General features: G+C 73.0%; 23 protein-coding genes and 1 tRNA gene. 12 read left to right on the plus strand and 12 right to left on the minus strand.

Annotation, left to right across the window (positions count from 1 at the left end; genetic code table 11):
- Positions 1-114: 114 nt before the first annotated feature.
- The 3 genes from VKA29_RS31890 to VKA29_RS31900 form a co-directional block, all read right to left on the minus strand.
- Positions 115-930 carry an IPT/TIG domain-containing protein gene (locus tag VKA29_RS31890; RefSeq protein WP_324789497.1) on the minus strand — a complete coding sequence of 272 codons (816 nt, stop codon included), beginning with the start codon at positions 928-930 and terminating at the stop codon, positions 115-117.
- A gap of 606 nt (positions 931-1,536) precedes the next feature.
- Positions 1,537-2,859: a crotonyl-CoA carboxylase/reductase gene (ccrA, locus tag VKA29_RS31895; RefSeq protein ID WP_324789498.1), complete on the minus strand. Its 1,323-nt coding sequence runs from the start codon at positions 2,857-2,859 to the stop codon at positions 1,537-1,539.
- Between the two features lie 230 nt (positions 2,860-3,089).
- Positions 3,090-3,569, minus strand: a complete 480-nt coding sequence (locus VKA29_RS31900) for an Ig-like domain-containing protein (RefSeq protein WP_324789499.1) — start codon at positions 3,567-3,569, stop codon at positions 3,090-3,092.
- A gap of 452 nt (positions 3,570-4,021) precedes the next feature.
- Between VKA29_RS31900 and VKA29_RS31905 the strand changes: the two genes are divergently transcribed.
- Both VKA29_RS31905 and VKA29_RS31910 read left to right on the plus strand, forming a co-directional pair.
- Positions 4,022-5,080, plus strand: a complete 1,059-nt coding sequence (locus tag VKA29_RS31905) for an alpha/beta hydrolase family protein (protein ID WP_324789500.1) — start codon at positions 4,022-4,024, stop codon at positions 5,078-5,080.
- 13 nt (positions 5,081-5,093) lie between these two features.
- On the plus strand, positions 5,094-6,338 hold the full coding sequence (locus VKA29_RS31910; protein ID WP_324789501.1) for a glycosyltransferase: 1,245 nt from the start codon (positions 5,094-5,096) through the stop codon (positions 6,336-6,338).
- Between the two features lie 83 nt (positions 6,339-6,421).
- Here VKA29_RS31910 and VKA29_RS31915 read toward each other — a convergent pair whose 3' ends face one another.
- Positions 6,422-7,591 (minus strand): hypothetical protein, encoded by a 1,170-nt coding sequence (locus tag VKA29_RS31915; RefSeq protein WP_324789502.1) that lies wholly within the window; start codon positions 7,589-7,591, stop codon positions 6,422-6,424.
- A gap of 545 nt (positions 7,592-8,136) precedes the next feature.
- Between VKA29_RS31915 and VKA29_RS31920 the strand changes: the two genes are divergently transcribed.
- The 5 genes from VKA29_RS31920 to VKA29_RS31940 all read left to right on the plus strand — a co-directional run bounded on the left by VKA29_RS31920 (position 8,137) and on the right by VKA29_RS31940 (position 10,193).
- Positions 8,137-8,613, plus strand: coding sequence for a DUF5949 family protein (locus tag VKA29_RS31920; protein WP_324789503.1), 477 nt, complete (start codon positions 8,137-8,139; stop codon positions 8,611-8,613).
- A gap of 68 nt (positions 8,614-8,681) precedes the next feature.
- Positions 8,682-8,891 (plus strand): hypothetical protein, encoded by a 210-nt coding sequence (locus VKA29_RS31925; RefSeq protein ID WP_324789504.1) that lies wholly within the window; start codon positions 8,682-8,684, stop codon positions 8,889-8,891.
- Positions 8,888-9,097 (plus strand): hypothetical protein, encoded by a 210-nt coding sequence (locus VKA29_RS31930; protein ID WP_324789505.1) that lies wholly within the window; start codon positions 8,888-8,890, stop codon positions 9,095-9,097. Before VKA29_RS31925 ends, VKA29_RS31930 begins: the two co-directional genes overlap by 4 nt.
- Before the next feature lie 33 nt (positions 9,098-9,130).
- Positions 9,131-10,015: a universal stress protein gene (locus VKA29_RS31935; protein WP_324789506.1), complete on the plus strand. Its 885-nt coding sequence runs from the start codon at positions 9,131-9,133 to the stop codon at positions 10,013-10,015.
- Positions 10,016-10,128: 113 nt separating this feature from the next.
- A tRNA-OTHER gene (locus tag VKA29_RS31940) sits at positions 10,129-10,193 on the plus strand.
- 18 nt (positions 10,194-10,211) lie between these two features.
- Here the strand turns inward: VKA29_RS31940 and VKA29_RS31945 are convergent.
- Genes VKA29_RS31945 through acsA form a run of 5 tightly spaced genes read right to left on the minus strand, consistent with a single transcriptional unit; the run spans position 10,212 to position 15,849 of the window.
- On the minus strand, positions 10,212-10,457 hold the full coding sequence (locus tag VKA29_RS31945) for an acyl carrier protein (RefSeq protein ID WP_324789507.1): 246 nt from the start codon (positions 10,455-10,457) through the stop codon (positions 10,212-10,214).
- 1 nt (position 10,458) lies between these two features.
- Positions 10,459-11,937, minus strand: a complete 1,479-nt coding sequence (locus VKA29_RS31950) for a dihydrolipoamide acetyltransferase family protein (protein WP_324789508.1) — start codon at positions 11,935-11,937, stop codon at positions 10,459-10,461.
- Positions 11,938-11,939: 2 nt separating this feature from the next.
- The gene (locus VKA29_RS31955) at positions 11,940-12,935 is read right to left on the minus strand and encodes an alpha-ketoacid dehydrogenase subunit beta (RefSeq protein ID WP_324789509.1); all 996 of its coding nucleotides are present in this window, start codon (positions 12,933-12,935) and stop codon (positions 11,940-11,942) included.
- A 2-nt stretch (positions 12,936-12,937) separates the two neighbouring features.
- Positions 12,938-14,062, minus strand: coding sequence for a pyruvate dehydrogenase (acetyl-transferring) E1 component subunit alpha (gene pdhA / locus VKA29_RS31960; RefSeq protein WP_324789510.1), 1,125 nt, complete (start codon positions 14,060-14,062; stop codon positions 12,938-12,940).
- Positions 14,059-15,849: an acetate--CoA ligase gene (gene acsA, locus VKA29_RS31965; RefSeq protein WP_324789511.1), complete on the minus strand. Its 1,791-nt coding sequence runs from the start codon at positions 15,847-15,849 to the stop codon at positions 14,059-14,061. Before acsA ends, pdhA begins: the two co-directional genes overlap by 4 nt.
- 406 nt (positions 15,850-16,255) lie before the next feature.
- Between acsA and VKA29_RS31970 the strand changes: the two genes are divergently transcribed.
- From VKA29_RS31970 to VKA29_RS31980, 3 genes are all read left to right on the plus strand, one after another.
- Positions 16,256-17,614, plus strand: a complete 1,359-nt coding sequence (locus VKA29_RS31970) for a nicotinate phosphoribosyltransferase (RefSeq protein ID WP_324789512.1) — start codon at positions 16,256-16,258, stop codon at positions 17,612-17,614.
- Positions 17,615-18,295: 681 nt separating this feature from the next.
- Positions 18,296-19,825 carry an MFS transporter gene (locus VKA29_RS31975; RefSeq protein ID WP_420718612.1) on the plus strand — a complete coding sequence of 510 codons (1,530 nt, stop codon included), beginning with the start codon at positions 18,296-18,298 and terminating at the stop codon, positions 19,823-19,825.
- A gap of 121 nt (positions 19,826-19,946) precedes the next feature.
- Positions 19,947-21,395: a pyridoxal phosphate-dependent decarboxylase family protein gene (locus VKA29_RS31980; protein ID WP_324789632.1), complete on the plus strand. Its 1,449-nt coding sequence runs from the start codon at positions 19,947-19,949 to the stop codon at positions 21,393-21,395.
- Between the two features lie 104 nt (positions 21,396-21,499).
- Here VKA29_RS31980 and VKA29_RS31985 read toward each other — a convergent pair whose 3' ends face one another.
- Positions 21,500-21,790 (minus strand): GlsB/YeaQ/YmgE family stress response membrane protein, encoded by a 291-nt coding sequence (locus VKA29_RS31985; RefSeq protein ID WP_324789514.1) that lies wholly within the window; start codon positions 21,788-21,790, stop codon positions 21,500-21,502.
- A 246-nt stretch (positions 21,791-22,036) separates the two neighbouring features.
- Here VKA29_RS31985 and VKA29_RS31990 point away from each other — a divergent pair, with 246 nt between their 5' ends.
- On the plus strand, positions 22,037-22,261 hold the full coding sequence (locus VKA29_RS31990; RefSeq protein WP_324789515.1) for a hypothetical protein: 225 nt from the start codon (positions 22,037-22,039) through the stop codon (positions 22,259-22,261).
- Between the two features lie 171 nt (positions 22,262-22,432).
- On the opposite strand, the gene VKA29_RS31995 is transcribed toward VKA29_RS31990, so the two are convergent.
- Positions 22,433-23,494: a PucR family transcriptional regulator gene (locus VKA29_RS31995; RefSeq protein WP_324789516.1), complete on the minus strand. Its 1,062-nt coding sequence runs from the start codon at positions 23,492-23,494 to the stop codon at positions 22,433-22,435.
- Positions 23,495-23,864: 370 nt separating this feature from the next.
- Here VKA29_RS31995 and VKA29_RS32000 point away from each other — a divergent pair, with 370 nt between their 5' ends.
- Positions 23,865-24,023 (plus strand): hypothetical protein, encoded by a 159-nt coding sequence (locus tag VKA29_RS32000; protein ID WP_324789517.1) that lies wholly within the window; start codon positions 23,865-23,867, stop codon positions 24,021-24,023.
- Between the two features lie 98 nt (positions 24,024-24,121).
- On the opposite strand, the gene htpG is transcribed toward VKA29_RS32000, so the two are convergent.
- A complete protein-coding gene (gene htpG / locus VKA29_RS32005) occupies positions 24,122-26,023 on the minus strand; it encodes a molecular chaperone HtpG (protein WP_324789518.1) in 1,902 nt (633 codons plus the stop codon).

The raw sequence follows: 26,023 nt of genomic DNA on the forward strand, positions 1-26,023 counted from the left end.
CACGGTCACCCGGTCGTCGGCGAGGAGCCGCTCGAAGCGGTTGATCTCGTCGTAGCGGCGGTCGGTCTCCGTGCGGGCCCGGCCGGCAGCCGGGCCACGGACCGGATCCGCTCGTCAGGTGTAGGTGTATCCACCGACCACCGAGGCACTGCCTGCCGCGGTGGTGACGACGACGGCCGCGTTTCCGGCCGTTCCCGCGGGCGTCAGCCCGGCGACAAGCGTGCCGGAGGGGTCGGCGACGACGTTGGTCGCCGGGACGCCGCCGATGGTGACCTGCGCGCCGGCCAGGTTCGCACCGGTGATCACGAAGGGAGTACCGCCCGCCGCGGGCCCGCTCGTGGGGATGATGGACGTGACGGTGGGCGGGGCCGACGCGACGTAGGTGAAGCCGCCGGGGACCTCCGCGGTCCCGGCCGGGGTGGTCACCTGCACGGACACGTTGCCCGCGGCCCCGGGCGGCGTGACGCCCGTGAGCACGACCCCGCCGATGACGTTGACGCCGGTGGCGGGGACCCCGTTGAAGGTGACCGACGCGCCTGCCAGGTTGGTGCCGACGATGACGAAGGGGGTGCCTCCGGTGGTGGGTCCGGACTGCGGCGTGATGCCGACGACGGTCGGCGGCTGCGCCGTCGGCGGGGCGATGTAGGTGTAGTTGGCGGGTGAGCCGGCTCCGGCCGCGGTCGTCACGACGACGGGCACGTTCCCGGCGGCGTGCGGCGGGGCCGTCACCGTGATCAGGAAACCGAACGGGTCCTGCGACAGGATCGTCGCCGGGGTGCCGCCGAAGGTGACGGACGTGGCTGCGCCGAGGTTCGCGCCGATGAGCAGCACGACGTTACCGCCGGTGGTGGGACCGAAGCCCGGTACCACGGCAAGCAGGGTCGGCTGCGTCAGCACGGGGGGCAGGCCAGGCAGCAGGTTCACAGACATGTGGACTCCTAGCGAGCTTGGTGGTTGATCCGCCGCATGCGGCTGACGTGCCCGGAGGTGCCGGTCGGGGCCCGGCCCCAGGGCTCGCCTTCGGGGGCGGGCGATCTTCCGGGAGCCGGCTTCGTCACTGAGGCACGCATCGCGACGGCTGACTGGGCGGCCCTCATGGGCCGCCTTCGGCCTGCCGGGTTCCGTCGCTCGGGCGGCGACGTCGAACGAGCTGTGGCAGCTCCATCGGACAGGCCAGTGGACATCCGGGATGTCGCACTACCCGGCGGGGCTGGGCTGCCTACCGGTACTTCAGTGATAATTGGCCGCTGCAAAGGAGGCCAGGCCCTCGTACGGACGCCACCCGTACGAGTGAGCGCACGGGTGGTGTGCAACACCGACGGCGTACCACCGGGCACACGGCCGGACGCCGTGGCCGACCGGCCCTGCCGCACGGACGGACCTGCCCTCCGGCATGACGAAAGCCCCGGCGGATTCGCCTGTGCGGCGACCCGCCAGGGGCGGCCCCGGATCGCGAGCCCACGGCCCGCGGCGCTCTCGCGGCGCGCCTTCGACGTCGCGCGGAAGGCGCTGGATCGATTCCTCGGTCGCTGCGGCTCACCTACGGAACGCGCGGAGACGCTGCTCGCCGATCCGGGCTCGCGCGCTCGGATCCGTGACGCCCAGGCCGGTGGCCGGCGCGAGGCACAACACTCCCACCTTGCCCATGTGCCGATTGAGCTGCACGGTTCTCGCCGCGGCACCCACCTCGTCCAACGGGTAGGTCTCGGAAAGGGCCGGCATCAGGGAGCCCAGCGCGATCAGCCGGTTGACCTCCCACTGCTCGTGGAAGTTGGCGCCATGGCTTCCGATGATGCGTTTCAGACGCATCCACAGATACCTGTTGTCGTACACGTGCTCATATCCCGTACTCGAACCGCAGGTGACGACGGTGCCTCCCCTTCTCGCCAGAAAGACCGACGCGGCGAAGGTGCTCCTCCCCACGTGTTCGAACACGATGTGCGGGTCCTCTCCGACAGCGGCGCGGACCGCCTTTCCCATCTTCTTCCAGCCCTCGGGACGCTGCAGGAGTGTGCTGTCGCCCTCTTCGACCTCCGTGCGATCGATGACCGCCGAGCATCCGAGTGACTTCAGCACCTCGGCCTTCTCCGGAGAATTGACGACTCCGACGGGAATGCCTCCGCCGTTGAGCACGAGTTGAACGGCATAGGCGCCCAGACCCCCGGTCGCGCCCCACACCAGGACGATGTCCCCCTGTTTCATCCGGGCCCCGCGCTCGCTGACCAGCATGCGGTAGGCAGTACTGGCGCACAGGGGGTTCACCGCCGCTTCTTCCCAGGTGAGGGCGGCAGGCTTCGGCATCAACTGGCTGGCGCGCACGACGGTGTAGTGGGCCAGCCCGCCGAAGTTGGTCTCGAATCCCCAGGCCTTCTGTCCCTCGCCGAGCATGCCGTCCCGGTGCGTGTCGTGATCCTGTTCGTCGACATAGGCGGGGGAAATGACGACGCGGTCGCCCACCTTCCATTTGCGTACCGACGAACCCGTCCGGACGATCACCCCTGACGCGTCGGAGCCCACGATGTGGTAGGGAAGGTCATGGCGTTCCTCCCATCCACCGTTCCTGCCCATGCTCTTGAGAAATTGAAACGTGGGGACCGGTTCGAACATGGCGGTCCATACGGTGTTGTAGTTGACGGAACTCGCCATGACGGCGACCAGCGCCTCGTCGGGCGCCAACTCGGGCATCGGAACCTTCTCGACGTGCAGGGTCTTGCTGACGTCCTTGTCCGTCATGGACTGGAAGGTGTCGGCGTCCTCCTCGCGGACGACCGCAGCGGGAAAGTAATCCGGCACCGGAAGGGATTCCAGTTCCGCAGCCTCGGCGCCTGCGAGGACCGCTTCGGACATGTACGACTGCATCGAGGCTCCATGTTTTTCGATGGTTGAGGCGGCTTTCACCGAGGTGGTTCACAAGCCGTTCAAAGGTTATGGAAAGCGGTAACCATGGAGTGACGCAACCGCAAGAGAGAAGCACTCACCCCACCATCGGGCGGGAAAAGGACAGCCTCAGACCGGCCCTCGCGCGTTAAAAAACTGCGAGTTCCTGGTCAGCCGAGGCCCGGTCGGGCCGTGTCCGCACGGCCCGGCCCTCAGCTCACATAGATGTTGTTGTTGACGTTCCCGGTCGTGAAGCCGAACAGACCGCCGCAGAACAGCAGGCAGCCGCCCGACGGCTGGGTGGGTGGAACAGGGGTCTCCGAAACCTGTACCGACGTGGTGCTGTTGGAGGCGTCACAGGAGGCGTTCCCGTTGTAGGCAGCCGTGATGGTGTGGGCACCGACCCTGCTGAGCGTCGTGGTGTACTGGGCCTGACCGCCGCTCGTCACGTCCACCGTGGCCAGTTCCTCGGTGTCGTCGTAGAACGTCACCCCGATGCCGCCACTCGGGTCGGACGCGCAGGTGACCGTCGCGGTGAGTCTGACCGTCCCTCCGACGGTGGTCTGGGCGGGGGACGCGGTGACGACCGTGGTGGACGGGACCGCCGACGCCGGTGACGCGACGGCGAGCACCGTCGCCACAGCTGCCGCTGTGAGCCCGGCCCACCTGCTACGGATAAATCTGCGCTCCACGATTCGGCTCCTTCGTCGTCGACTGCGACCGACTGTTGCGATCAGCCTCACGCTAGGTGCCTGGGAGAGGTGACGCCGGGCGGCTCCCTCGCGATCAGCCCGCTTGGGTCAGCGAAGTGAGGCGATCGCGTGAAGGACGGCCCGCGAGCCCGGAACCGAGTGGGCGGCCCTCCCGGAACTCGACGTTCCGCCTGACCGGTGACCGCCCTTCCGGTGATCGCCGGCGGCATCCCGGTGTGTCACCTGGTGCTCCAGGCCCCGTCTCGGCACGGTCGTCAGCGTGAACGTTGCCGCAGCTCATGCAGGCGGACGGACGCGAAGGAACCAGCTCGCCCGGTCTCCCTCGCCCGGGCACCCCCCACGGGCTTCCCGGCACATCGCTGACGCATGCCCCGGGCCCTGTCACCGTCTCGTCCGGGGCTGGTCGCTTCTCCGAGGAGTATCCGCAGCTCATGTCATGCCACCTCGCCCTCTCCCCCGCCGACCGTGAGCGGAAGACCAGACGCACCCCGCTTCTCGCCTGCTCCCTCCTGCTCGTCACCGCGCTGCTCGGCTCCGGGACCGCACACGCCCGTGCGGAGCGGGCATCTCCGTCGGACGCCGCCGACCAGGCCCGGATCACCGCGGTCAGGCAACTGGACGCCCGGGTGCTGGACCTGACGGTCAGTTCTCCGGCAATGGGCACGTCCGTCCCGGTCAGGGTCATCCTGCCCAGGGACTGGTACACGGAGCCGCAGGCCACCTTTCCCGTGCTGTACATGCTGCACGGCGGGGACGACGACTACACGTCCTGGACACGCGAGACGGACATCGAGGCGCTCGCCGAACGATCCGACGTCCTCGTCGTGATGCCCGACGCGGGAAGGGCCGGCTATTACTCCGACTGGCGCGTGGGGAGGCCCCGCTGGGAGACCTTCCACACGGTCGAGCTGGTCCGGCTCATGGAGCGGGACTTCCGGGCCAACGCCTCACGCGCCGTCGTGGGCCTGTCGATGGGAGGTTTCGGCGCGCTCAACTACGCGGCACACCACCCGGGGATGTTCCGTTACGTGGCGTCGATGAGCTCCTACGTCGACCTCGACGACCCCGCAGCGCGTCTGTCCCTGCTGCTCGGATCCCGCAGGGAGGGCACCGACCTCAAGGACGTCTGGGGCGACCCCGGCGAGAACGCGGACATCTGGCGGGCGCACAACCCGTCGGCGATGCCGGCCGCCTTCCGCGGGACGACGGTCCACCTGTCCGCGGGCAACGGGGCGCCCGGCCCCTGGGACGCGAACCGGCCACGCGACGCCCTGCTGGCGAGCACGCTGGCCGAGGCCGTACTCCCCCGGTCGACGAAGAGATTCGCCTCGTCGCTCCGTGCCTCGGGCGTCAGCACCACGACGCATTTCTACGCGCCCGGAACGCACTCCTGGCCGTACTGGAAGCAGGAACTGCACCGCATCTGGCCCGCCATCGAGATGACCCTGGAAAGCGGCTCAGCCGGCTCCGGAACGAACCTGCGGCCGTGACGAGGGCAGGATCGTGAACCGAACAGTGGTCATCTTCGCGGCGGGGTCCCGGGGGGACGTGCAGCCCTGTCTGGCACTCGGCCGAGCGCTGGCCCGGCGGGGCGACACCGTGCGCCTTCTCGCCAGCACCCGCTATCAGCGCCTCGTCGACGGGGCCGGACTGGAGTTCCGTCCGCTCCCCGCCGATCCCGCCGAAATCATCCAGTCGGCGGAAGGCCAGGCACTGCTGGCAGGCCGGAACAACGCCGTGGCGTTCCTGCGCGGTTTCGGCCGAGTGCTGCGCCCCCGCATGGCAGGCATCCTCGAACAGACCCAGGACGGCGCCAGAGGGGCCGACCTCGTCCTGGCCCCCACGTTCGGCTTCCTCGGCGTTCACCTCAGCCAGTACCTGCGCGTCCCGCACGCGATCATCCATTTTCAGCCGAGCCATCCCACCGGTGAGTTCCCCCACCCCCTCGTCCCGGGCAGCCGGTTCCTCGGCGCTCCCGGAAACCGCCTCGGTTTCGCCGCGGTGGACGCGGGTTCCTGGCTCATGTGCCGCCGATTCGTCAACGAGTGGCGCGGCGAGCGCCTCGGCCTGCCGGCCATGTCCCCGCTGGGACTCCTCCGCCGGGCCCGCCGCGCCACCGTGCTGTGCGCGTTCAGCCCCGCCCTGGTGCCCCGGCCGCCGGACTGGGGGGACAACGTCCACGTCACCGGTTTCTGGCACCACGACCAGCCGCTGTGGGAGCCACCTCGGCGACTCCTCGCCTACCTGGCCGACGGGCCCCCGCCGGTGTACGTCGGCTTCGGCAGTATGAAGACCGGCGATCCGCAGGCCACCGACCGGCTCGTACGCGCGGCACTCAGACACGCCGGACTGCGGGGCGTACTCGCCGGGGACCCGGCGACGAGCGATGACGACATGCTGGTGGTCGACGACATTCCCCACGACTGGTTGTTCCCCCGGATGGCCGCCGTGGTCCACCACGGCGGCGCGGGGACAACCGCCTCCGGACTTCGCGCGGGGGTCCCCTCCCTGCTCTGTCCCTTCTTCGGGGACCAGACCTACTGGGCCACTCGCGTGCACCGCCTCGGTGCCGGCCCGCTTCCGCTGCCGGCACGCGGGTTCACGGTCCCTGCCCTCAGCCGACGCCTGCACGACCTCACTCGGAACCCCGCCTACGCACAGGCGGCCCGCCGGCTCGGCCACACGCTGAGGTCCGAGGACGGCACTTCCCACGCCTGCGAGGTGCTCGGCCGCCTTCGCCGTCCCTAGTCACCGGAAACGTGCCGACCGCCCGGAAGGACGCTGCGCACGCGCGCGTGCCGGGATGCCGTGGACCGGCCCGCCGGCCGCCTTCACCGGTGCCGCGGAGCCCTTCCCTCGGGATGGGGCCGGCCGGACCGGCCGCCCTCGGAGCCGGTGTCCGTCCGCGCCCGGGAGACGGTGTCGGTGCCCCGGGCCGGGAACGACTTGGTGTCACCGCCGTCGGTCCACAAGTAGGTGACGGTCACCCAGCCGTTGTCGTTCAGGCCGACGTTGTAGAAGGTGCCGTCGGCCAGGTCGATGCCGGCCCGGTTGGCGACCTCGCGGCCGAACTCGTCCCGTCCGTCGTTGTAGCCCTCCTCGTAGGCCGCCTGCGCCTCGGGCAGGCCGCGGGGAAGGTCGCTCCACTGCTCCCGCTGCGCGGCGGGGTTCCAGTGGTCGTCGTGCGTGTTCCAGGGACCGACGTCCCACACCGGCGCCGTCTCGCAGCGCACCGGTCCGCACACCTGCACCGAGTACTGGCGACTGCCCTTGGGCGACAGGGCGCGCCGTGAGGGCAGGGCGACGAAGTGGTCGTCGCCGGTGATGACGTGACCGTTGGCGGTGGTGCCGCCGACCAGTCCCTCCCGGGTGGCGTAGACGCGGGCCGAGAAAGGGGCGGCCGCACGCTCGGCGGGCGAGCCACCGGTGTCGTCCGCGGTCAGCGTCAGGCGGCGGACGAGGGGCTCGGCACCGGCCTCGGTGCTCCACAGCGTCACCCGGGCCTGCACGTCATCGGCCATGCGGGGCAGCCGGGCCCGGGTGCCCGCGGCCGCCTGCCGCCATTCGGACCAGACTCCGTCGGCGTCCCGGCCTCGGACGTCGACCACCACGCTCGCGCCGGCCGGCACGGCGGCGTCCAGGTCCACCATCACCCGGTTCACCGGCCGGTCGAGGTGGTGCGACCGGAGTACGGCGGAGGCGTATCCCCGGTTCCGGCCCAGCGAGGCGGGGCTCAGGGAACGGTCGCGCATGCCCAGCGCGCCGCCGCTGTAGCGGACGTTGACGCCGTCGACGCCGAGTGCGGAGAGGTCCACGCGCCAGGACTGCCGCGACGCCTCGGCGCCGGGTGTGCCGGTGCGGGGGGCGGCGGTGGACGGCGGGGCCGTGCTCAGCGCGGTGCCGGCGAAGGCGAGCAGGCAGACGGCGCCGCTCAGCGCGGGCCGGAGACGGGTTCTGTGGCGGGTCGCGGCACCTGGGTGTCCGGTGCGGGGGGTCGGCATGAAGGACTCCTGGGTTGTGAGCGTCATCGACGTCGGGGAGGTACATACCCCCGGCCGGCATCTCCGGGCCGCACACGGGGCCAGGCGGGGGACGCGCCGACGCCGCCGGCCACCCGTGCGGGTGGTCGAGCGGCCGCTCCGGTGGCCCCGGGTTCCGCTGCCGGCCCCGCCGGCGCGGACCGTCGGCGCGGACCGTCGGCGCGGACCGTCGGCCGGCGTGGCCGGCGCCGACTTCGCGCCCCGTCGTCTCCCGCTCCCCGGCCGGGCGGGCACCGCGCGGCCGGCCGGCCCTGCGCGGCAGTCGTGCCTTCGCGCGTCGCCCGGCTGCGCTCCGCGCCGAAGGCGCGGTCTTCCTCGCTGCGTCGTGTCCGCCCTCGACCGCCCCGGGGCGCGTCGCGGTCTCCGGACGAGTACGAGCGGGACACACGCGCCGACGGGTCCGTCAACGGTGTCGTCCTCTCGTTCGGGTGACCCGGCCGCCGGGGTGTCGGCCATCGGGGTGAGAGTCGAGCCGGAGCGAATCGGCGCGCCGATAGATTCCCGCCGTGACCACACCCCCACGTGCAACGCCGTCCTTGCGCACCTCGGACCTCGGCAAGATCGTCGTCATGGCCTGGAACCGCCCCACCGAGCGAGGGACCCTGCCCTACCTCCTCGCCTGTTCCCTCGGGGACCGCGAGCACTCGTCGGCAGCCGTCGAGCAGCTTCTGCTGAGCACCGGACTCACCGTGGGCGGCGATGTCGTCGACGCGACCCGGCGATCGGACCTGCCGGTCAGCCTGCTCGTGGTGCCCGGGTCGGCCGTCTTCACCATGCCGCACATCACCGCCCAGTTCGTCCCGCCGGAGGGGTGGCTGGCCGCGGCCGAGGAGCAGGGGATCGCCTGTCTGGTCTTCACCACGCGCCCGTGGGCCGGCGGGGATCCGGGCGACTACGGGGCCCTGGCTGCCTTCGCCAACGACGAGGAGACGCTGAAGTCGTCGGCGCGGGTCGTCGTCCCCGCGCGCGGCCTGCGCGGCTGAGCCCCGCCCGGGAGGCGGCGCTCGTCCGCTGCGGGCACCGGCCGGCCGTTGTTTACTGGCTATGAGCGGTGACCGGCAGGGCACGCGCTGCCGGGGCGGCCGGAGCGGTGGTGCTCGCCCTCACCCCGCGCACGCACGGGCTGAGCGACGAGGGAAACCCGCCGTCGAGCGGCACCTCGCCGCGGCCGGAAGAGGCCGGCACGCGTGGCCGGCCGACCCTGATCGCGCCCGCCGAGCGGGCCCGGCCCCGTCACCACCTCGAAAGGAAGATCGAATGACTCAGAACCAGCCCGGAGAACCCGACGCCCCGCTCGGACCGGAAGCCCGGCTGAGCCGGCTGGAAGCACAGGTCGCGACCCTGGCCGAGGCCGTACGGGTACTCGCCCGTGGCCTGGAGAACGTGCCCTCCGAGGAAGTGGCGCCCGATGAAGCCGCACGCGGCGCCCGGTTCGCCCACGAGCTCCTGCTCTCCCAGGGCCTGTAGCCGCCCGGCGCGCGGGACCACCGGGAGTCCGCAATGACGCACGCACCAGGACGTGAACCGATCGTGGCCGGCCTCGACCCCGATCCCGGCAGACGCGTCGCGCTCGCCTGGGCCGCCGACGAGGCGGCCCGACGGCACCTGCCCCTGCTGGTGGTCCTCGCGCAGAACGTGCCGACCCCCGGGTACCGGCCGGCCGGCGGGCTGCCGTCCTGGGAAGAATGGAACACGGCGCTGCACGCGACGGGGGATCGCGCGCTGCACGAGGCGGTGGCCTTCGCCGAGTCCCGGCATCCGCAGCTACGGGTGACCGGGCTGCTCGCGGAGGGACATCCCGCGTGGGTGCTGCGCGAGCAGGCCCAGCACGCCGGCATGGTGGTGCTCGGCTCCTGGCACCTGAGCGCTCTCCACGAACTGTTCGCCTCCACCGCGGTCGCCCTGCCGCTCGTCGCCCGGGCCCCCTGCCCCGTGGTGGTCGTGCCCGAGGCGGAGCACACCACGCAGCAGCCGCCGTACTTCGTGGTCGGGGTGGACGGCAGCCCACAGTCCGCGGCCGCCGTCGACGTCGCCTTCGAGGAGGCCGCGCTGCGCGGCGCCGTCCTGCGGGCCCTGTACGCGTGGCACCCGCCGCGGCTCGGCGTGCTGGACGAGGACGCGGCCGTCGAGGAGTGCCGCCGGCTGCTGTCCGAGACGGTGGCCGGGCGCACCGCCGCCCACCCCGAGGTGGAACTGCGCCACGAGGTCGTGCACGGCCACCCGGTGCAGGTCCTGGCCGACGCGGCCGAGCACGCCCTCGGTCTGGTCGTGGGCACCCGCGGGCACGGCGGCTTCACCGGCATGCTGCTGGGCTCCGTCAGCCACGGCGTACTGCACCACGCGCGCTGCCCGGTCATCACCGTTCCCCACACGCGGCGCCCTTAGAGCGTTTCCCAGCCCCGGCGGCTGTATCCGGACACGGCCCGCGACGGCGCTGATCCGCGCTCTGTTCGAGCCGGTTGCGGTACGCGTGACCGGCTGCTCGACGAGCTGCGTCAGGAGCTGGAGGTCGCGCGCGGTCTCCAAAATCGCGAGGACGCCGGTTCAAATCCGGTCGGCTCCGCCTGTCCGGCGCCGCCCGTCACCCGGTGTGGGCGACGAGGAAGTCGGCGCTGGCGGACAGGGTGCCGAGCCGTGGCGTGTCCTCGTCCTCGATGCGCACGCCGGACCGCTCGCTGAGGACCTCGACGAAATTCAGGAAGTCCAGCGAATCCATCTCCAGCACCTCGCGGAACGCGTCGTCGGGACCCAGGGCGGCGACGTCGGCGCCGGGGACGACCCGGGAGATCGATTCCCTGACCATGTCCAGTGCATCGGTTCGGTTCATGTCACAGCTGCTCCGGGTTCTGCAGGAGGTGGGTGACCGACGTGAGGTAGTGGGCGCCGACGGCACCGTCCGTCGCCCGGTGGTCGGCCGAGAGGGTCGCCGTGACCGCGGGCCGCACGCCCAGCAGCCCGTCGACGGCGCACGGCCGGTCGACCACCCGGCCGAAGCCGACCAGGGCCACCTGCGGCGGGTAGATCACGCCGAAGACCGTCTCCACGCCCTGATCGCCGAGGTTGGTGACGGTGATCGTGGCGTCGGACACCTCGGAACCGCGCAGCCGGCCGGTACGGGCCCGGGCGACCAGGTCCCTCAGGGCGGTCATCAGCTCCGGGAGTGCCAGGGTGTCGGCGTGGTGCAGAGCGGGGGCCACGAGTCCTCCGCCGCGCAGGGACACGGCCACGCCGAGGTGGACGTCCTCGCCCGCGACGAAGTGGTCGTCGGTCCAGAAGCCGTTGAGCTCGGGCACCTCCCGGGCCGCCAGGGCCGCCGCCTTGAGCAGCAGAGCCGCGGGGAGCAGCCGTTCGCCGACCGGGCGTCGCCGGTTGCGCTCGCGCAGCCAGTCCATCGCGGCGGCCAGGTCCACGGTCGTGGAGAGGTAGTAGTGGGGGATGTCCCGGTTGGCGCGGCTCATCAGGCCGGCGATCGCCTGGCGCATGGCCGCCGCCCGCTCTTCGGCGGGCCGCGGAGCAGGGCGTACGGTCGCGGCGTCCGCGGGCGGGGCCGGGGCGACCGGGCCGGGGGCGGCCGGGCCGGGGGCCGCTCGGCGTACGTCCGCGGCCCGCACGGCGGACCCGCTGCCCGTGCCCGTCACCGTGGCCGGGTCGACGCCCAGTTCGGCGGCGAGCCGCCGGGCGAGCGGGGTGGCCCGCACGCGCGGTGCCCCGGGAGCGGCCCGGGCGGCCGCGGCCCGCTCGACGTCGGTCCGGGTGACGCGCCCTCCGGGTCCGGAGCCGTGCAGGGTCTCCAGGTCGACGTCGCCGTGTTCCGCGAGATGCCGGACCAAGGGGCCGGCCTCGACGTGGCCGGGCAGCCGGTCGGCGGGCGGTTCCGGCATGGGTTCCGGCACCGGAACGGGCGCGGCGGGCGTGGCCTTCTTCGGTGCCTGACGGGCCGGTCCCCGTTCCTCCGCCCTCCCGGCTTCCGCGGGTACCCCGCGTTTGCCGGCCTTCGCCGGTTTCCCGGCCTTCGCCGGTTTCCCAGGCTTGTGCGGCCGTCCCGCTTCCTCCGGTTCCGCGGTCTTCTCCGCCGCCGGCCCGATCAGCGCGAGCGGCGTGCCCACCGGCACCGTCGTGCCGGGCTCGACGAGCAGCTCCGTCATGGTCCCGGTCTCGAAGCACTCCACCTCGATGGTCGACTTGGCGGTCTCGACGACCGCGACCGGGTCACCCCGGCGGACCGGGTCGCCCGCCGACACCAGCCATTCCAGGAGCGTGCCCTCGTCCATGTCCGCGCCGAGGGAGGGCATGGTGAACTCGGCCATGATCAGTCCACCGCCCGGTGGGCCGCCGCGACGATGTCGGCGGTCTGCGGCAGGGCGGCCTCCTCCAGCCGCCGGGCGTACGGCATGGGCACCTCGGCGCTGCACACCCGCTCGACGGGCGCGTCCAGTTCGTAGAACGCCGTTTCCGCGATGCGGGCCGACACTTCGGCGGCGAGGCTTCCGGTCCGCCATGCCTCGTCGACGACCACCGCACGGTGGGTTCGGGTCACCGAGGCGGTGACGGCCGCGACGTCGAGGGGGCGGAGCGTGCGCAGGTCGATCACTTCGGCGCTGATGCCCTCGGCGGCCAGTTCGTCCGCCGCGGCGAGGGCCTTGGGCAGTGAACCGCCGTAGGTGATGAGGGAGATGTCGCTGCCGGGGCGGCGGACGGCGGCATGGTCGAGGTCGATCGGGGCGGCGGGCGGCGGGAGTTCACCGGAGGCGTTGTAGAGGCTGCCGTGTTCGAAGATCAGTACGGGGTCGGGGTCGGCGAGCGCCGGGGCCAGCATGTGGCGGGCGTCCTCCAGGGTGGCGGGGGCGAGGACGCGGATGCCGGGGATGTGCGCGTACCAGCCCTCCAGGCTGTGCGAGTGCTGTGCGGCGAGCTGCCGTCCGGCGCCCGTGGTCATGCGGATGACCAGCGGCACGGGCAGCTGGCCGCCCGACATGTGCAGCAGGGTGGCGGCGTTGTTGAGGATCTGGTCGAGGGCGAGCAGGCTGAAGTTGACGGTCATGATCTCGACGACGGGCCGCAGCCCGGCCAGCGCGGCGCCGATGCCGGCGCCCACGAAGGCGGACTCCGACAGCGGGGTGTCGCGGACGCGTTCGGGCCCGAACTCCTCCAGCAGGCCGAGGCTGACGCCGAAGCAGCCGCCGTACCGGCCCACGTCCTCGCCCATGAGGAAGACCCGGTCGTCGGTGCGCAGGGCCTCCCGGAGCGCCTCGCGCAGCGCCTCCCGGTAGGTCGTCCTCGCCTCCCGCGTTCCGGCGGCGCCCATGGTCAGCTCACCGACTCCGCCGAGGTGCTGGTGACGTGGCGGAGCAGGTTCTCCACCGGTTCCTCGGGTGCCTGCTCGGCCGCTTCCACGGCGTCGTCGATCTCGGCGGCGATGCGCTGTTCCATCCGGGCGAGTTCCTTGTCGCCGGGCTCGCCGGCCGGCTCACCGCTCTCCCGCATGCGGTCCGTGAGCAGGCTGATCGGGTCCCGTTCCTTCCACCGCTCGACCTCCGCCTTGGCGCGGTAGCGGTCCGGGTCGTACATCGAGTGGGCGCGGAAGCGGTAGGTGCGCAGCTCCAGGAAGTGCGGCCCGGTGCCGGCCCGGATGCCCTCCACGGCCCGGCGGGCGGCCTGCTCGACGGCCTCGACGTCCATGCCGTTCACGGCCCAGGCGGGCATGCCGTAGGAGGCGGCGCGCATCGCCAGGTCGGTCTGCGCGTGCTCCCGGGCCAGCGCGGTGCCCATGGCGTAGAGGTTGTTCTCGCAGACGAGCAGCAGCGGCAGCTTCCACAGGGCCGCCAGGTTCGCCGTCTCGTGGAACGCGCCCTCGGCGAAGGCGCCGTCGCCGAAGAAGCAGCAGGTGACGTCGGTCCGTCCGCGCATGCGGTCGGCGAGCGCCAGGCCCGCGGCGAGCGGAAGCCCGCCGGCGACGATCGCGCTGCCGCCGTAGAAGCGGCGGCTCGCGTCGAACAGGTGCATCGATCCGCCCCGGCCGCCGCTGCAGCCGGTCGTCCGGCCGTACATCTCCGCCATGACGGCCTCGGCGGTGATCCCGCGGGCCAGGGCGTGACCGTGTTCCCGGTAGGTGGAGACGACCGCGTCCGCGGGGGTCAGCGCTTCGTTGACGCCGACGGCCACGGCCTCCTCACCGATGTAGAGGTGGACGAAACCGCGGATCTTCGCGGCGCTGTAGAGCTCCACGCAGCGTTCCTCGAAGCGCCGGATGCGCAGCATCGCCTCCAGCAGATCCATGCGGTGCCCGTTCGTCGCCTTCTCCTTGTCCGCGGCGGGCTTCGCGGCGGACCTCCCGGCGGATTCCGCGGCGGACTTCGCGGCGGACGCGGCGGACTTCGCGGGGGGCTTCGGGTGCGTCGGGTCCGTCCGCGCACGGGTGCGGGCCACATTCATGAGGGTCCCTCCAAGGTCGACAAGTCGCCGGTGGGCAGCCCGAGTTCGCGGGCGCGCAGCAGACGGCGCATCACCTTCCCGCTGCGCGTCTTGGGCAGGTTCTGGTCGAACGCGATCTCCCGGGGCGCCACGGCCGGGCCCAGCTTGCGGCGGCCGAAGGCGAGCAGGTCGCGCTCCAGGTCCGGGCTCGGCTCGACACCGGGGCACAGCGACACGAACGCCTTGACGACGCTCCCGGCGACCGGGTCCGGCCGCCCGATCACCCCGGCCTCGGCCACCGACGGGTGCTCCATCAGCGCGCTCTCCACCTCGAACGGGCCGATCAGGTGCCCCGCCGACTTGATGACGTCGTCGGCCCGCCCCACGAACCAGTACCACCCGTCCGCGTCCCGGCGCACCAGGTCACCGGTCAGGTACCAGCCGTCGGCGAACGCGGCGTCGTAGCGCTCCTTGTCGTGCAGGTAGCCGCGGAACATCGACGGCCAGCCCGGGCGCAGCGCCAGCTCGCCCTCGACGTCCGGGCCGCGCACCTCCTTGACCCTGCCGCCGACGACCAGCGCCCGGCCGTCCTCTCCCTGCTCCAGCACGGTGGCGTGGACGCCGGGCAGCGGCCGTCCCATCGATCCGGGCCGTATCTCGCACGCCGCGTAGTTCGCGATCATGATGCAACCGGTCTCCGTCTGCCACCAGTTGTCGTGCACGGGCAGGCCCAGCACGTCCCGGCCCCACACGACGGCCTCCGGATTGAGCGGCTCGCCGACGGAGGCGATGAAGCGCAGGGCCGACAGATCGTAGGAGCGCGGCAGGTCGTACGGGCCCTGGCGGGGGGTGGCGCGCATCAGCATGCGCAGCGCCGTGGGGGCCGTGTACCAGACGGTGACCCGCTCCCGGCCGAGGATCCGGTACCAGCGCCGGGCGTCGTAGTCTCCCTCGTCCACGACCACCGTCACGCCGTGGGCGAGCGGGGCGATGATGCCGTACGACATGCCGGTGACCCAGCCGGGGTCGGCGGTGCACCAGTACACGTCCTCGGGGCGCAGATCGAGCGCGTACGCGGCGGTGGCGTGGTGGGCGACGACGGCCTCGTGGACGTGGACCGCACCCTTGGGGGTGCCGGTGGTGCCGCTCGTGAAGTGCAGCAGGGCCATGTCGTCGGGCGAGGTCGGCGGGATGGTGAAGGTGTCCGGGGCGGCGGACAGCACGTCGTCGAAGGACGCGGTGCCCGGCAGGTCCTCGGCGCCCGGGCCGGTGATCAGGACGTGTTCGAGCCGGGGGAGCGATGCCCGGCGCTCGGCGACCTTGCGCCGGTAGAGGGCAGCGGTGGTGACCAGGACCCGCGCGTCACCGAGCCCGAGGCGCTGTTGAACCGGATCGGGGCCGAAGGCGGAGAAGAGCGGGCACAGCACGCTGGTGTTCTTCAGTGTGCCCAGCACCGTGGTGTAGAGCTCGGGGCAGCGGCCGAGCAGGGTGAACACCCGGTCCCCGTGGCCGATGCCGAGCGAGCGCAGGACGTTCGCGAAGCGGGCCGTACGGCGGGCCAGTTCCGCGTAGGTGACGGTCGTGACGGAGTCGTCCCGGGCGACGCACCGCAGCGCGGCTTTGTCCGCCAGGTCCGAGCCCGCGTGCCGGTCGACCGCCTCGTGGGCCATGTTGAGGCCACCGCCGGGCAGCCCGGCCAGTGCGGTACGCGCCTGCGACCAGGTGAACGCGGAGCGTGTCCGGTCGTAGTCGGTGAGGCGGGGAGCGACGACCGGTGCGGTGTCCTTGTGGATGGTTTCCCAGTGCATGGGCGCTCCTCCCGCCACTGCCCCCGGTCTCCAGAGTCGCCGAGCCCGGCCCCGGCTGCACCTCGGCCGGGGCGGCCGGTCACGGGGCCGGGCCGGCGCCCGGCCGGGCGGGGCGCGGCCGGGCGGGGCGCGGCGCGGCGGGGCCGGGCGGGGCGCGGCGCGGCGGGGCCGGGCGCGGCCGGGCGGCGGGGCCGGGCGCGGCCGGGCGGCGAGTCCTGAGCCGGACGTCGGCCCCGCGGGGACTTTCGGCCCTGTGCCGGGCCGCTCCGCCGTTCGATGGTGGGACCAAGCGGTCGTGGAACGGCGGGCGACCTGCCGGAGGCCGGCTTCGACGGGCGGGCGTGCCGCTGTGGTGCCTGCCGGGGACGGAGGGGGCGACCGGGCGAAGGCCGAGGAGGTGCCGCCCATGTCCGATGCGACGACCACCGATCTGTACGAAGTGACGATGGCCATGTCCTATCTGCGGGAGGGCATGACCGGCCCGGCGACCTTCAGTCTCTTCGTTCGCGAGCTGCCTCCCGAACGGGGCTTCCTGGTCGCCGCGGGGCTGGAGTCGGCCCTGGACCACCTGTCCGGCCTGCGTGTCGGCCCCGAGGACGTCGACGCCTTCGCCTCCGTGCTGCACCGGCCGCCACGAGACCTGGAGCCGCTGCTCGGCATGGAGTTCACCGGCAGCGTGCGGGCGGTGCCGGAGGGGCGGATCGTGCTCGCGGGAGAGCCCCTGCTGGAGGTGACGGCGCCGCTTCCGCAGGCACAGTTGGCCGAGACGTACATGCTCAACCAGCTCAGCCACCAGACCACGATCGCCTCGAAGGCCGCGCGCTGCGTGCTCGCCGCGGCCGGGCGTCCGGTCGTGGACTTCTCGCTGCGGCGCACCCACGGTCCCCAGTCCGGGTTCCAGGCGGCCCGCCTCGGTGGGCTGGTCGGCTTCGCCGGGACGAGCAACGTGGCCGCGGCGACCGCCGTGGGCATTCCCGCCGTCGGCACCATGGCCCACTCCTTCGTGGAGGCGTTCGACACGGAGGAGGAGGCGTTCCGCGCCTTCGCGCGCTGCCACCCCGGTCCGGTGACCTTCCTGGTGGACACCTACGACACCGAGGAAGGGGTGCGCGTCGCGGCGCGCGTGCTGCGGGACCTGGACCGCGGGCCGGGCTCGGCCGTACGGCTGGACAGCGGCGACCTCGGGGCGCTGGCGGTGCGCGCACGGGCCGTCCTCGACGGCGCGGGCCTGCCCGACGTACGGATCACCGCCAGCGGCGGTCTCGACGAGTACGGCGTGGACGACCTGGTCCGCCGGGGCGCCCCGATCGACGTCTACGCGGTCGGCACCCGTGTCGGGGTCTCGGCCGACGCGCCCTTCCTGGACTCCGCCTACAAGATGGTGGAGTACGACGGCCGGCCGGTGATGAAGCTGTCCTCGGCCAAGGTGACGGCGCCCGCGCCGAAGCAGGTGTTCCGCCGCCCCGGGTACACCGACGTGATCGGGCTCGCCGACGAACCGCCGCCCGAGGACGGCAGACCGTTGCTGGAGACGGTGATGCGGGACGGGCGACGCACCGGCCACCGGTCCACGCTCGACGAGTGCCGGCGGCGATTCGCCGCGGACCTGGGTGAACTGCCGTCGGCGGCCCGGCGGGTGCGAGCGCCGGTCGCGCCGCGCGCGACGGCCTCCGAGCGCCTGACCGCGCTCGCCGCCCGCGTCCGGCGCCACATCGAGGAGCGGGTGTCGGCCGGCTCCGCGCGGCCCCGGCCGTCGGGACGCTGAAGGCGCCGGGCCGGCCATCAGCGGCCGAACCGGGGAACTCGTGATTTCGCACCGGCCGAGGGCGTGCGCCGCCGCCTGTAGTGCCTGCACCTGACGCTCGTCATGGTGATCGAGACCGTCTACCGGGGCCACACCGACCCCGCACAGTACGAGTGGACGCGCGGGCAACCGGCCGAGATCACGGCGCAGCTGGGCCGCGCCCGCCGGTGAGGGCCGGCCGGTGCGGCACGCCGGCATCCGGCGCCCGTCGGGCAGGCAGGCCGACGCCCACGCGCTCGCGGGCAGCCCGTCCGGTGCGCGACCTGCCGGCCGTTGTCCGCACCGGGCTCGAAGCCGCCGACGTCGCAGGTCACCAGGACGCGGCCGTGGTGCGGCGGGACGGAGACGGTGCGGCACGATGCCGGGCGTGGTCGCCGCGGACGTCGAGGCGCGTCCTGCCGGGCCGGCAGCCGACCGATCGTCGCGACGGCGGTGGTGTTCACCGGGCCGCGCCGCAGGGCGGCTCCCCTCGGGGCCGCCGTCCGACGGCCTGGGAGTGCCGGGGCCGCTTCCCGGCGGAGTCGTCCCCGTCCGATACCGCCTTCCGGCGATGCGGTACGGCCCGGCTCTTGCCGAGCGGCCTTCCGCTGCCCCATGCTCTGCGCGACCCCACGCCCGCCCCGACGACCGTCCTGGATGCCGATGCAGCAGAGTCCCGCCCCCGACCCGCGCGGTCCGGGCATTCCCGCGGCGCGGTCCGGCGCCGAGAGCCACGTGCCGGCCGACGGCGGCGGGACGGCGCTGCCCCGCACCGTGCGGATCGGGTACGGGCTGGGCTCCCTGGCCACCGGCGCCTTCGGTACCGTCCCCGGACTGATCCTGCTGTACTACCTGACCGACGTGCTGGCCGTACCGGCGGCGGTCGCCGGCGCCGCGGTCTTCCTGCCCAAGGCGTGGGACGTCCTGATCAACCCGCTGGTCGGCGCCGCCGCCGACCGCAGCCGCGCCCACAGCGGCTCGCGCCGTCCCTTCCTGCTGGCGGGCGCCCTGACCCTGCCGCCGCTGTTCGCGCTGATCTTCGCCGCTCCCCCGCTGCACGGCACGGTCGCCGCCGGGTACGTGTCCGTGCTGTTCCTGCTCGCGGCGACCGCGTACGCCGTTTTCCAGGTGCCGTACGTGACGATGCCGGCCGAGATGACGGAGGATCCCGGCGAACGCGGCCGCGTGCTGGGCTGGCGGGTCGGCTTCCTCGGTGTGGCCATCCTGCTGTCCGGGGCGCTGGCGCCCGCCGTCGCCCACGCCGACGGGGACACCCCGGCCGGCTACCGGGCGATGGGCGTGCTGGTCGCCGGCTTCCTGGCGGCGGGGATGCTCGGGGCCTGGCGCGCCACCCGGCACGCGCCGGTCGTCGCGCGCAGCGCGGCGGAGGGGTCGCTGCGCGCACAGCTCGCGGCGGCCCGGGACAACCGCGCCTTCGCCCACCTGGCCGGGATGTGGACGGTCCAGGCGCTCGCGGTGGGCGTGATGCTGGCCGGGGCCCAGTACTTCGCCACGTACGTCCTCGAATCGGCGAGCGCCGTCACGCCCTTGTTCGCCTGCATGATCGGCCCGCTGATCCTGGTGACGCCGCTGTGGAACCGGCTCGCCCGCTCCCGGGGCGCCGAGTACGCCCAGTGGTGCGCCTCGGTGCTGTTCACCGCCGCCGCCGTGCTGCTGTCCGCGACGCGGTACACGCACCTCGCCGTCGGGTACGTGGCCGTGGCCCTGGTGGGCGTGGCCTACGCCGGTCTCCAGTTGCTGCCGTTGACGCTGCTGGCGCAGACCCAGTCGGCGGACGCCGAGCGGACCGGGCGGCGCCGGGCGGCGACGTTCACCGGAGTGTGGACGGCGGCGGAGACACTCGCGATGGCCACCGGACCCGCGGTGTTCGCTCTCGTCCTGGCGGTCACGGGGTTCCGTTCCTCCGACGCCGACGAGGAGGTGGCGCAGCCGGCCGCGGCCCTCACCGGCATCGCGACCGGGATGAGCCTGTTGCCGGCGTTCCTGTCCCTGGCCGCGCTCTGGCTGTTGCGCCGCTACGGGCAGGAGTCCGCCCGGCTCGCCCGCGAGGTGCCGCGGGGCGAGCCGGGCGGCGCCACGCCGTCCGCGGACTCCGCTGCCGTCGCCGCCGGCACGGAGTCCCCCACCCCCGACCCCGCCCGCATCCCGGAAGAGAGACGCCGTGCCCCCTGAGTCCGCAGCCGATCCCGTCGCGCACACCGCCCCGCAGGCCGCCGCGCCGACCGCTGGGCAGACCACCGAGCAGCCTCCCGAACAGCCTCCCGAGCCGACCACCGAGCAGACCGCCGTCGCGCTGCCCGCCGGCCGCCCGGCCGAGGCGCTGCTGGCGGAGCTGCGGGAACTGCGCGCGGGCGACGCCCCGACCCGGGGCGGCCGGACGTTCGCCTACGTCTACGACGCCGGGCTGCCGGCGGCCGACGAGCTGGCCGCCGCCGCGTACGGCGTCTTCGCCACCGTCAACGGCCTCGACCCCACGGTGTTTCCGAGCGTGGCCCGGCTGGAGAACGACGTGGTCGGCGCGGTGAACTCCGTGCTGGGCGCACCCGGCGCGCAGGGCAGTTTCACCAGCGGCGGGACCGAGTCCATCCTGCTCGCCGTGAAGACGGCCCGCGATCACGCGCTTAACGTCCGCGGGGTGACCCGGCCTCAGCTGGTGCTGCCGTCCACCGCGCACGCGGCCTTCCACAAGGCCGCCCATTATCTGGGGCTGGAGACGGTGGTGGTGCCCGTCGATCCGGTGACGTTCCGTGCCGACGCGGCGGCCGTCGCGGACGCGCTGACCGACCGCAGCGTCCTGGTGGTCGCGTCGGCGCCGTCGTACGCGCACGGCGTGATGGATCCGGTGTCCGAGATCGCGGCGGCCGCCGCGGCGCGGGACGTGCTGTGCCATGTCGACGCGTGCATCGGCGGCTGGTTCCTGCCGTTCCTGTCCCGCACCGGCCGTACGGTCGAACCGTTCGGTCTCTCGGTGCCCGGGGTGACCTCGGTCTCGGTGGACCTGCACAAGTACGGTTACGCCGACAAGGGGGCGTCCGTGGTCCTGTACCGGGACGCCGAGCTGCGGCGCCACCAGTACTTCGCGCACGCGGACTGGCCCGGCTACCCGGTGGTGAACCCGACCGTGCAGGGCACCAAACCGGGCGGACTGCTGGCTCAGGCGTGGGCGGTCCTCCACCACCTCGGCCACGACGGCTACACCGAGCTGGCCCGGCAGGTGGCGCGGGCGGCGGACCTGGTACTGGCCGGACTGCGTGCCACGGACGGGGTCCGGGTGCTGGGCGAACCGGCAGGCAGCCTGGTCGCGTTCACGGTGACCGGTGCCGACGGCACCGGCGATCTGGGGCGGACGCTGCAGGTGGCCGACGAGATGCGCGAACGCGGCTGGTACCTCCAGCCGCAGCTCTCCCACGACGGCCTGCCTGCGAACCTGCACCTGACGCTGACCCCGGCGACCGGCGGCCAGGTCGAGGCCCTGCTCGCGGATCTGGCCGAGTCGGTCGCGGCGGCGCGCGCGAGCGAACCGGTGACCGTCGACCCGGCGCTGGCGGAACTCGCCGCCACCCTCGACCCCGACGCGCTCACCCCCGAAGAGGTGGCGGGCGTCCTGGCGTTCGCGGGGCTGGGCGGCGGGCAGGGACTGCCGTCGCGGACGGCACCGGTGCTGGTGCTGCTGGACGCACTGCCGTCCCGGTTGAAGGAGCGGCTGCTGACGGAGTACATCGGTACGCTCTTCCGCGTCTGAGCGGGAGCGGCACGAGCGCCCCCGTCCGGGTGGACGGGGGCGCTCGTCGAACGCGCCTTCTCCTGCCGTGCGTTCAGCCAGGGCGACCCGGCGGCTCACGCCTGTTACGCGTGGACGTGATGACGTCCGCGACCGTGCCCCCGGCCGGTGAACAGCCGGTACAGCGCGAGCAGGATGACGGAGCCGACGATGGCCGCGATCCAGGTGGACAGGTCGAAGAAGCCGTCGATCGAGTCGACGCCGAATATCACCTTGCCGAGGAATCCGCCGAGAAGTCCTCCGGCGATTCCGATGAGCATGGTGATGATGATTCCGCCCGGGTCCTTGCCCGGCATGAGCGCCTTGGCGATGGCGCCCGCGAGCAGGCCGATGACTATCCACGCGATGATGCCCATAGCAGAATGTCTCCTTGCTGTCGGTTCGCCGGACGTGTTTCCCGGCAACACACCGTCAAACCGTCAAGCGTGAGAACCCGCCACGGATCACCCGGCGTCCGTGTCCTCCGAGGCGTCGGTGTCTTCCGAGGAGCCGACTCCGCGCGTACCACTGCCGCCGCACCGGCGAAGGGGCTGGCCGGGCTCCTACGGCTGAAGCTGCCCGCACTCGGCGGGTGGCCGACACAACAGCCACGGCCGGCACCGGTGTCCGACCCTGCGTGGCGGGCGCGATTCCTCACAGCCGGACTCGACGCCGACATCGACTTCCACCTGGGCAGCGGCCTGCCCGGCGACCGCACCGGGGTGGTCAGGCTCTACCCGGCGATGCCGGGGCTGATCGTGGACGAGCTGACCGTCCCGGAACTCCTCGCACAGGACCGGTTCGAGGCCCTGGTCGACGCGATGGTCACGCGCCTCCTCCGACGGTAAGCCGCCCTGCCTTCACGGCGTGCGCATGGAGCAGGGGAAGCGGCGCCGACCTCCCCAGGCGTTGCGCCGCGCTCCCCTGCCGCTCGCTGCGTGTACCCGCCCGCGACGCCTCCACACCTCTCATGACGCTCACCGTTCGGGTCGTCGCCGGGCGGGCGGGTGCCGGGGCCGTCACCCCTCGTCGTCCGGCCAGCCCAGGAGCCGGGCGCCGATCACCGCCGTCTGCAGGGTGTAGCGGTGCACGGGGTCGGCCGGGTCGGCGCCGGTGAGCTTGTGGATGCGGGCCAGACGGTAGGTGAGGGCGCGCACGCTCAGGTTGAGCCGGCGGGCCGCCTCCGCCGCTACGCAGCCCGCGTCGAAGTAGGCGGTCAGCGTGTCGACGAGCGGCCCGGCGCCGCCGCGTGCCGTCCGCAGCGGGCCGAGGGTGTTGTCGACCAGGTCGACCATGGCCTGCCGGTCACGGGTCAGCACCGGGTAGACGAGGAGGTCGGCGTGGCGCAGCACCGGTTCCCGCAGGTGCAGCCTGTCGGCCAACTCCAGGGCGTTGAGCGCCTCTTCGTAGGAGTGCACGACTCCTCCGGCTCCCGGGTGGGCGCGCCCGATGGCGACCCGGCCGCCTCCGGTGGCCGTGAGGGCCTGCTCGGCGAAGAAGGTCAGGACGTCGTCCTGGTCCCCGGGGGCGATGCAGACCAGCCGTCCGTCCTTCGTGGTGAGCAGGATGCGCCGTTCGCCGAACCGGCCGATCACGGCACTCTCGACCTGCCGGGTGGCCGGGTGGGTGTCCTCCACCGGCTCCCCGCCCTGGGCCACGGCGACGGCGTGGGCACGCGCGAGGAGCAGCCCGAAGCGTTCGGCGCGTTCGGCCAGGCGGCCCAGGTCGCTGCGGCCGTAGAGCAGGTCGTCGACGAACTCCCGGCGCATGGCCTCCTCCTGCCGCACGGCGAGCCGCTGAGCCCGCTCGTGCCCCTCGGCGAGGGCGTCGATCGCCTGCTCGACGGCGGCGAGCACCGCGTGCCCGTCCGCGGCGGACAGGGCGGGCCACCGCTCACGGGTCACGGACAGGTGCCGGCGGACGAGGGCCCGCAGCCCGAAGCCCGCCTCGGCGGCGGCCTCTCCCCGGGTGCGCAGCGCCTCCAGTTCGTCCCGCGTGAGGCGGCGTCCCGTCGCGGACGCGTCGGCCACCGTCCGGTCGTAGCCCGCCACGTACTCGTCCGGGATCTCCCGCCCTGTCACCGGTTCCTCCTGTGCTCTTGACGCGTGTCCATCACGCGCAGCCGGCGCATGTCCGGCGCGGGCCGGGCAGGCCTGACGAACCCGCCGCGACGCCCGAGGCCTCGCTGCGGGAGATCATCGCAGGCCGCCCGCGCCGTCCCGGCACCGCGGTCCCGGCGGGAGGCGGAGTCGGCGTCCGGCATCAACGAGCCGTCAAGATTGCCGGGACACGGCAATGCGCTGTGAGCATGCCACGTCGAAGATGGTGGTCGGCAGAAACAGGGGGAGATTGCGGTGCCGGGCACTGGCAACAGCGCCCGGCGCCGGCCACCAGAGCGCAACGCGGGGCCCCCGGCACACCCAGCACCGGCCCGGTCCACAGGAGCAGTCGATGGTCTTCTTCCTCACGCCTCTCGTCGTCGCCGTCATGATCGTCGCGAGCGGTACGGCGGTGCTGGTCCGCCGGGACCGGCGGCTCATGGGGAGCGGCCCCGGCACCGTACGCCGGGCCCGTGGTCACCAGCGGCGGTTCCTGCGCGCGGGCGACTGACCCGGAAGGCCCCGCCCTCCCGGACACCGCGACCGGCGTCCGGGAGGGCGGAACGGGCGCGCCGGGGGTCCGCGAGCCGGGGACCCCGCCCGGCGGGGCTACAGCGTCCGCTCCAACCGCTCAGCCACCGCCTTCACGAACCGTGCCGGCTCCTTCGGCTGGCCGCCCTCCGCCAGCACCGCCAGGTCGCGCAGCAGGGCGGCCGTCTCGACGAGTCCGGAGCGGTCGTCGCGTTCCTGGTAGGCCTCGTTCAGGTGCCGCACCAGCGGATGGCCGGGGTTGAGTTCGAGGATGCGCTTGGCGGTCGGGACCTCCTGGCCCATCGCCCGGTACATGTTCTCCAGCGCCGGGGTGAGGTCGTGGGTGTCGGAGACGACGCAGGCCGGGGAGACGGTGAGCCGGGTCGACAGGCGGACGTCCTTCAGGTCCTCCGCCAGCTGCTCCTTCATCCAGCCGAGCAGACCGGCGTACTCCTCGGCCTGCTTCTCCTTCTCGCCGTCGTCGGCCCGGTCGTCCGGCACGGCGTCCAGGCCGGTCTCGCCCTTGGCGACGGACCGCAGCCGCTTGCCCTCGAACTCGCCCACGGCGTCCACCCAGACCTCGTCCACGGGGTCGGTGAGCAGCAGGACCTCGATGCCGCGGGCCTGGAACGCCTCCATGTGCGGCGAGTTCTCGATGCTCCGCCGGGACTCGCCGGTCATGTAGTAGATGTCGTCCTGGCCGTCCTTCATCCGCTCCACGTAACTCTGCAGCGTGGTCGGCTCGTCCTCGGAGTGCGTGCTGGCGAAGGACGCGACGGCGAGCAGGGCGTCCCGGTTGTCGGGGTCGCTGAGCAGGCCCTCCTTCAGCACGGCGCCGAACTCCCGCCAGAACGTGGCGTACTTGTCCGGGTCCTTGGCCCGCATCTCCTTGACCGAGGAGAGGACCTTCTTGGTCAGCCGGCGCTGGATCATCCGGATGTGCCGGTCCTGCTGGAGGATCTCGCGGGAGACGTTGAGCGAGAGGTCCTGCGCGTCCACGACGCCCTTGACGAAGCGGAGGTAGGACGGCAGCAGCGCCTCGCAGTCGTCCATGATCAGCACGCGCTTGACGTACAGCTGCAGACCGCGCCGGAAGTCCCGGGTGAACAGGTCGGCGGGGGCGTGTTCCGGCAGGAACAGCAGGGCCTGGTACTCGAAGGTGCCCTCGGCCTGGAGGCGGACGGTCTCCAGGGGGTCGCGCCAGTCGTGGCTGACGTGCTTGTACAGGACGTGGTACTCGTCGTCGGAGACCTCCTCGCGCGGGCGCGCCCACAGCGCCTTCATCGAGTTCAGCGTCTCGGGCTCGGGCGTGTCCTCGCCGTCGCCGGGCTTGGGCACGAGCCGGACCGGCCAGGTGATGAAGTCGGAGTACCGCTTGACGATCTCCCTGATCTTCCAGGCGGAGGTGTAGTCGTGCAGGTTGTTCTCGGGGTCGGCGGGCTTGAGGTGGAGCGTGACGGCGGTCCCCTGCGGCGCGTCGGCGACCGTCTCCAGGGTGTACGTCCCCTCGCCGCGCGACGACCAGCGGGTGCCGCCGCTCTCCCCCGCCCGCCGGGTCACCAGGGTCATCTCGTCGGCCACCATGAAGCCGGAGTAGAAGCCGACGCCGAACTGGCCGATGAGCCCCTCGGCCCCGGCCGCGTCCTGCGCCTCCTTCAGCTCCTTGAGGAAGGCGGCCGTGCCGGAGTTGGCGATGGTGCCGATCAGCTTGCCGACCTCGTCGTACGACATCCCGATGCCGTTGTCCCGCACGGTGAGCGTACGGGCGTCGTCGTCGACCTCGATGTCGATGTGCAGGTCGGACGTGTCGGCCTCGAGGCTGTCGTCGCGCAGTGCGGCCAGGCGCAGTTTGTCGAGCGCGTCGGAGGCGTTGGAGACGAGCTCGCGCAGGAAGACGTCCTTGTTCGAGTAGACCGAGTGGATCATCAGCTGGAGCAGCTGACGGGCCTCTACCTGGAACTCCAACGTTTCGGTCGGCAT

Source organism: Streptomyces sp. H51, assembly GCF_035656535.1.
Lineage (GTDB): Bacteria > Actinomycetota > Actinomycetes > Streptomycetales > Streptomycetaceae > Streptomyces.